The sequence below is a fragment of the Chamaesiphon sp. genome, assembly GCF_041737865.1.
GTDB lineage: Bacteria > Cyanobacteriota > Cyanobacteriia > Cyanobacteriales > Chamaesiphonaceae > Chamaesiphon.
The window spans coordinates 1-6089 of the sequence record NZ_JBGSQZ010000035.1; the positions used below are offsets into that span (position 1 = coordinate 1).

Consider the following 6089-nt stretch of genomic DNA (forward strand, 5'->3'; position numbering starts at 1 on the left):
ATCGTGCTGGATCTGGCGCAAGAAGTCGCTCAGTTACGGGCACAGCTTGAGGTATATCGATCGGGAACACCAACATGATGAAGCCACCACATCAACAACCAGCATTAGTTGCACCAAGCAGGTTAAAGGAGCATTAGGCAACATTGTATTAACATGTAATTTGGGCGTTTTCCCCAAAATAGCAGGAGAACCAATATCTTCCAATAGATGATTATCCAGTGCTGGATACATTTACTGATGATTTCGGGCATCTTGCTCGATCGATCGAGCAAGATGCCGAACTCTCAAATCTAGATCTGAGCTATAACAACTATTTTTTAAGTGGTTTAGGCAAACGCAGTACTAGTAATGCTGGCAGCACTGACATTTTTCAAAATTGCCAGCTCATCACTGCCAAAGCTAATCACCGTATTCCGACCGAATCCAGAAATGGTCAAATCGCTAAATTTCAAACCACTGGCCAAACTTAACCGATCGCCGCTGCCCAGGTTAAAGTCCGTAATGGTATCGAAACCAGCACCCGCAGCGAGTCCAAACACATCGCGACCAGCACCACCTGTTAAAGTATTGAAGCCAGTACCGCCGAAGAGGCGATCGTCACCAGCCCCACCAAGCAGGGTGTCATTGCCCTCACCACCGAACAAGATATCGTCGCCAATACCGCCGTTGAGAGTGTCATTTCCCAAGCCACCGAACAACTTGTCGTTACCTGCGCCGCCAAACAACTTATCGTCACCTGCGCCACCGTTAATCAAATCGTCTTGTTTGGTGCCCGAGAGGTTGTCGTCAGCATCAGTACCATTGATGGTATTGAAGATCCGAAAGCGAGCAATTTTGTAGTCAGGAGCAGTAAAGTCAGCATTGACAAATCGGGGATCGCTCAAAATTGCACCACCTGGAATAAATCCAGTCGCAGCGCGAACTACGCCGTTTTCGACAGTACCTGTATTTGGTACTGACTGTCCAAAGAAGGCAGTATTTGCGGGGATTTCGTCATTGACTTCAGTACCAGCATCCAAAACTTGACTGCCGAGCACAGTGAAATCGGCACCGAGAAAGTTGCCTTTGGCATCAAAGATTTCATGGGCGCGCTCGTTACCATTGGCAATGAAAAAGTCATTGCTAGGCAGGATCATCGAAGCAAAGTTAAAATAGCGACTGTTGGGATTGCTGGCATCTAAAGTTACGGTAAAAGAGCCTGTTTCACCCGGATCGATCGGACCAGGCGCACCTACTAATGGCCCAGTAACCACTCCAGCAACAGTTCCAAATCCTGACTGTCGAAACTCAGCGCCGATAACGCTAACGTTACCATCTTCAGCAATTCGCTCTACCCCTAGAGAAGCAGGGCGACCGCGATCGTATGTATCGAACATACCATTATGGAATCCAAACCAAACAGGAGTGAGCAAGGTACCTTTAGTCGGTGCCAGATTTTCGACTTCAATTGTGAGTTGAGTTTGCATGGTTTTTTTGTGAGTAATGATGCGATCGTGACTGCTAAAAAAATTAATGCTGGAATGGGGCAATCCTACTCACTGGAGGCGCGAGCGTCAATAACGCTAACACCTTGCCCGATCGAGATTTACCAGCCACAGCAAGATTTTTCGCATTACAGTAGATTAAAGTTCAGAAAAATGAGTCTCAGATGAAGATAGGATGGATATTAAATAAAGCTTTCTGTATAAATCATGACAATTAATCGATCGAGTTATTTGGGTGTTTCATACCCAAATTTAGCAGCGCAAAAAATACTCAACCCCGATCGCGTAGGACGTAACCAACGCCACGCACTGTATGCAAGAGTCGCTTAGAGTTACTTACTTCTAATTTGATCCGCAGCGCGCGAATGTAGACTTCGATGATATTTGATTCGCCAACAAATTCATAACCCCATACTGCTTCAAGGATTTGTTCGCGGGTCAATACTTGCTGGGGATGGCGTAACATAAACTCCAGCAGATCGAATTCTTTAGCAGTTAGTTCTACCTTGTTTTCGGCACGATAAACTTCGCGAGATAGTCGATTCAATGTGAGATCTTGAAATTGCAATTTGTCAGAGACTGGAGGATACATCCGCCGGAGTCTGGCATTAATTCTGGCAAGCAATTCGGCAATGCTAAAAGGTTTGGTGAGATAGTCATCGGCTCCAGCATTTAAACCCGTGACGCGATCGGGTATTTCATCTTTGGCAGTCAGCATGATAATTGGTATTTCACAGCCTGTATTTCGCAGCCGCATACACACGTCTAATCCCGATATTTCCGGCAGCATCCAATCTAAAATAATCAGATCTGGCGGAGTCTCGCGGGCGATCGACAAGCCCTCGAAACCACTGTTAGCTACAGTAACTTGATAACCTTCTAAAGTTAATTCGGCGGCGATAAATTCTGATAACTTGCGATCGTCTTCAATTACTAAAATGCGATCGTTCATGGCTGAGTCCAAACAGGTAAAGAGATCGTAAACATAGAACCGAGAGCGGGTTTCGATCGCAGCGTAATCTTACCATTCATGCCTTCAATTAAACTTTTGGCGATCGCTAGTCCTAAACCAGTACCTTCCCTAGAGCGAGTTTCAGCTCCATCAGCCCGATAAAACCGCTCAAAAATCCGACTTTGATGCTCTAATGGAATCCCAATCCCCCGATCGCACACCTGGACGATCGCCAGATTGTCTCTAGTTTCGAGTTTAATCTCGACAGCATCTGCTGAGTACTTAATTGCATTATCCACTAAATTAATTAATACCTGCTGGAGTCGATCTTGGTCGGCTAAAGCGACAACATCATAATCGGTTGGTAGTAGTTTCACCGATCGACCGCTGACATTTTCGCTCATAGCAGCTACTTCGACTAGCAATGTATTGAGAAATACCGGACTTTGACGAAAGTGCAAATTGCCACTATCAGCTCTGGCTAAGTCTAGCAAGTCTTGGAGCATTTGAATGGTACGCGTGGTTTCAGCACTAGCGGTGGCGATCGCTTGTTGCTGATAAGTACTAAGATTATCGCCCCTGAGCAGTAAACTTTGGAGATAGCCGCCGATCGTGGTCAATGGTGTGCGTAATTCGTGCGATACATTGCCCACAAATTGACGTTGCTGTTCCCAAGTTGCGGATAATCGCAGCAGCATCTGATTAAAAGCTTTGACTAATCCTTGAATTTCATCGGGTGCGCGATCGAGTTGCAGTGAAGATGATTTGAGATCTTCGATCGATACCACACTAGCAATATGGCTAATTTGGGCAAGTGGATCTAGAGTTTTGCGAACGCGGTGAACGATCGCGAGGATCGCGATCGCGGTTGCCAAAATACTGACGATCGCCAAACCATAGATACTCTGATTGAGGTTATTCTGTTCGGTGGTAATATCTTTGGAAAGATAAACTTTCCCAACTACTTTACTATTAATTGTCAAATTGTTGCCGCACAGGACGATCGACCGACCGCGAAACTGAATTATTTGGGGAGTTGTCGGTACCGCGATCGCTTCAATAATTTGGGCATTGTCGGGAGCCGAATCATTATTTGCAGACTTACCCAGCAGCCGCCCATCGGGACTCTGGACTAAAATCGCTAATCCAGAAGTCGCCACCTTTTTGGTTGTGCGATCGATCCCCGCCGTCAGTCCGCCAGTCTCCATATACATTTCCACTTGTTCGGGAAAGCGAGTCGCGATATATTCTAGGAGCTGCTTATTGGTGGTAATCAATGTTTGCTCCATTCTCCAACCAGCCCAAAGGGAGACACAACTCAAACTAACGATCGCGATGGCGATCGATTCGACACTCAAACGAAATTGGAGCGAAGTCGGTGAAATTCGCTGACCAAATAAATTGCCGATCGCTTTGATGAATGAATGGTGCATTAGAAAATAGCCGCAGTTTGCTGTGCTAAATTAAATTCACAGCGTCGATCGTAGTCAGTCACGCCATAGACATTAAAGCTAATCGTTGGTTCATCACCGTTCGCATCGCGTCCGCTTTGCGGAATCGCTTTAATTTGGTGAATTGCCTCTGGCATCAAGCAGAGAATATCGCCAGGAGTCAGCAGGTGCGATCCGGTTTGCTCGATGAGATCGGGGAATTCTGATGTCGGCGATCGTTTCCAGAAGGTATTCTGCTCCTGTCCGTCCAGCATCGCTACAATCCCCCACGTAGCATGATTGTGAATGGGGGAAACGCTCTGGGGTGCCCAAGCTACGGTCTGAACGGTAATCGGGAAATCGGGTTCGTCATAATGAAGCTGAACCGACCACCCAGTTTCAGGATCGGGGAGCGAAAAGTTAGATAAGATCCATTCCGAGCTATTAAGTAATCTGCGGACTAACGGACAGATTTTTTGGAGCCGCACTCGATCGTCACTTTCGTGCCAAATAATATCCTCAACATCAGTGAGAAAGCGATGGAGCCGATAAGGTTTTTCCGCCCAATATGTTTTGGTCGCGATCGATTGTGCTTTACCTTCTAAAGGCACGCATTGACTCTCATTTGTAACTAACCAATCGCAATCTGACATCTGCTCTCGCCTATATTTATTCCTAGCTCATCCGCTCTAGCTCCTAGTGTAAGTGGAATATGGGGAATTTAGATGAGTCAGAACTGATGCCTAGATAAAGTTTTGATGAAGACCGATAATTCTCGATCGACTCAAACTTGGTAACTTGCCAAGTGCTGCACCAAATGATAGATATTGTGCGGAATCACAGTTCTTCAATTTTGACGATACCGCCCTCAATATTATCAACCTGCAATCGATAACCGTAAAGCAATGCCATTCCTAACAGGGGTTCCGTTTCTGATTCTGCGATATAAATCTCGCGGTACTGCCCATCCCAAATTACATTCGCAGTGTATAAGTCGAACAGGGTTTCGCTGCCATCACCCAATGTAACAATATCCGAGGCACTCCAAGGTAAATCCAGGGCAGTAATAATTGAAGATGGCAAAGATAGGAATCCGCTAAAGCCTGTATCGATAACGGTATCAACCACTTTCTGTTGCTTGTTTGTGTTACCAACAACAAGCGGAAGCGTTGCTTCTCGCTGTAAATTTACTACTCCGTAAATCATGGATTTTTCTTCAGACTCCTTGCCCCAAAATGATCCACAGCACGATATCCGATCCGAATCACCCACGGTTGAGCGTTGGGGTATTGTTCAAACAGGCGATTAGTTGCTGGCACGACATTTTCATCGACCTCAAAGGCTCCGGTTTCGATGTCGATCGCCACAATTTTACCATCATTTCCCGCTTCGACTTGTTCTCGAATGCCAGACTCATAGAGTTCTTGCCCACGTTGAGCCAACTCTTCTTTGCTGTAACGTCGTTGGCGAACTGCCATAGGTTTGACCTCGTTTCAACTGTGCCTTTCTATTTTAGATCGAGGGGGAGCCGATAGGATCTCGACTCCCCCTCGACAACGATATATATCCGATTCTCAAACAATGGGATTGTTGGGTTTCGTTCCTCAACCCAGCCTACTACTATAAACTTTTTGCATATTCGTGCCAGTAAGCCGCAATCTCAGAAGTCTGCTTCAAAATTACGAGGCGTTATCGGTGCCAGCGAGTTGGTTATCCCGCAGCGTTCCAAAGATTTTAACATATTTCAAGTTTTATTCAATCTCCATCTCATCTTCATCTCCGACTCATCTTCATCTCTTTTAATTAAGTTCATAGGCAACTCGCCTAATATGTCAGGCAGCCACTTCAAACTAGACAACCATCCTGTAAAGTTCGATCGCGGCATATCCATGTTCGGACTCAGGATCTTTCGATTGTTTGATTCAGTTTACTTTCTTCTATCTAGGAAAAATCATGAAAATTAAGTCTCTAGCTACTTTTGCGATTATCTCTCTACTTAGCTTGGGAGCTGTAGCAGTCAATTCATCTAGCTCTGTTGCCAATCCTTGTGCCTCGAAAGTTAATCCTTGTGCTGCTAAGAATAGTAGTTCTGCAAGTTCTGTTGGTGGGCCACTCGCTCAACAATTGCAAGGCAAACCAGTAGTTGTGGATATTTACGCTAGTTGGTGTCCTGCTTGCAAAAATATTGCACCCACTGTTTCACAACTGAAACAACAATATGCA

8 protein-coding genes are annotated in these 6089 nt (G+C 45.6%); 2 read left to right on the forward strand and 6 right to left on the reverse strand.

The annotated features are described in order from the left end of the window. The coding region (locus tag ACEW9J_RS02470; RefSeq protein WP_373543563.1) for a hypothetical protein at nt 1–211 on the forward strand (211 nt) is incomplete at its 5' end. Between the two features lie 115 nt (nt 212–326). Here ACEW9J_RS02470 and ACEW9J_RS02475 read toward each other — a convergent pair. The 6 genes from ACEW9J_RS02475 to ACEW9J_RS02500 form a co-directional block, all read right to left on the reverse strand. Beyond that, the gene (locus ACEW9J_RS02475; RefSeq protein ID WP_373543564.1) at nt 327–1466 is read right to left on the reverse strand and encodes a spondin domain-containing protein; all 1140 of its coding nucleotides are present in this window, start codon (nt 1464–1466) and stop codon (nt 327–329) included. 289 nt (nt 1467–1755) lie between these two features. Continuing rightward, entirely contained in the window at nt 1756–2436 is a 681-nt protein-coding gene (locus ACEW9J_RS02480; protein ID WP_373543565.1) for a response regulator transcription factor, read from the reverse strand. Beyond that, nucleotides 2433–3869 (reverse strand): sensor histidine kinase, encoded by a 1437-nt coding sequence (locus ACEW9J_RS02485; RefSeq protein WP_373543566.1) that lies wholly within the window; start codon nt 3867–3869, stop codon nt 2433–2435. The genes ACEW9J_RS02480 and ACEW9J_RS02485 overlap by 4 nt, the downstream gene beginning before the upstream one ends. Beyond that, nucleotides 3869–4519: a cupin gene (locus ACEW9J_RS02490; RefSeq protein WP_373543567.1), complete on the reverse strand. Its 651-nt coding sequence runs from the start codon at nt 4517–4519 to the stop codon at nt 3869–3871. The genes ACEW9J_RS02485 and ACEW9J_RS02490 overlap by 1 nt, the downstream gene beginning before the upstream one ends. 184 nt (nt 4520–4703) lie before the next feature. Next, the gene (locus tag ACEW9J_RS02495; protein ID WP_373543568.1) at nt 4704–5072 is read right to left on the reverse strand and encodes a clan AA aspartic protease; all 369 of its coding nucleotides are present in this window, start codon (nt 5070–5072) and stop codon (nt 4704–4706) included. After that, a complete protein-coding gene (locus ACEW9J_RS02500) occupies nt 5069–5344 on the reverse strand; it encodes a hypothetical protein (RefSeq protein ID WP_373543569.1) in 276 nt (91 codons plus the stop codon). The genes ACEW9J_RS02495 and ACEW9J_RS02500 overlap by 4 nt, the downstream gene beginning before the upstream one ends. A gap of 475 nt (nt 5345–5819) precedes the next feature. Between ACEW9J_RS02500 and ACEW9J_RS02505 the strand changes: the two genes are divergently transcribed. Then, nucleotides 5820–6089, forward strand: a 270-nt coding sequence (locus ACEW9J_RS02505; protein ID WP_373543570.1) for a TlpA family protein disulfide reductase, incomplete at its 3' end; no start/stop codon positions are given.

Excerpts from the sequence above, each read along its gene's own strand:
- ACEW9J_RS02490 (WP_373543567.1), bottom strand. The coding sequence starts at position 4,519 with ATGTCAGATTGCGATTGGTTAGTTACAAATGAGAGTCAATGCGTGCCT.
- ACEW9J_RS02500 (WP_373543569.1), bottom strand. The coding sequence starts at position 5,344 with ATGGCAGTTCGCCAACGACGTTACAGCAAAGAAGAGTTGGCTCAACGT.
- ACEW9J_RS02495 (WP_373543568.1), bottom strand. The coding sequence starts at position 5,072 with ATGATTTACGGAGTAGTAAATTTACAGCGAGAAGCAACGCTTCCGCTT.
- ACEW9J_RS02480 (WP_373543565.1), bottom strand. The coding sequence starts at position 2,436 with ATGAACGATCGCATTTTAGTAATTGAAGACGATCGCAAGTTATCAGAA.
- ACEW9J_RS02475 (WP_373543564.1), bottom strand. The coding sequence starts at position 1,466 with ATGCAAACTCAACTCACAATTGAAGTCGAAAATCTGGCACCGACTAAA.
- ACEW9J_RS02485 (WP_373543566.1), bottom strand. The coding sequence starts at position 3,869 with ATGCACCATTCATTCATCAAAGCGATCGGCAATTTATTTGGTCAGCGA.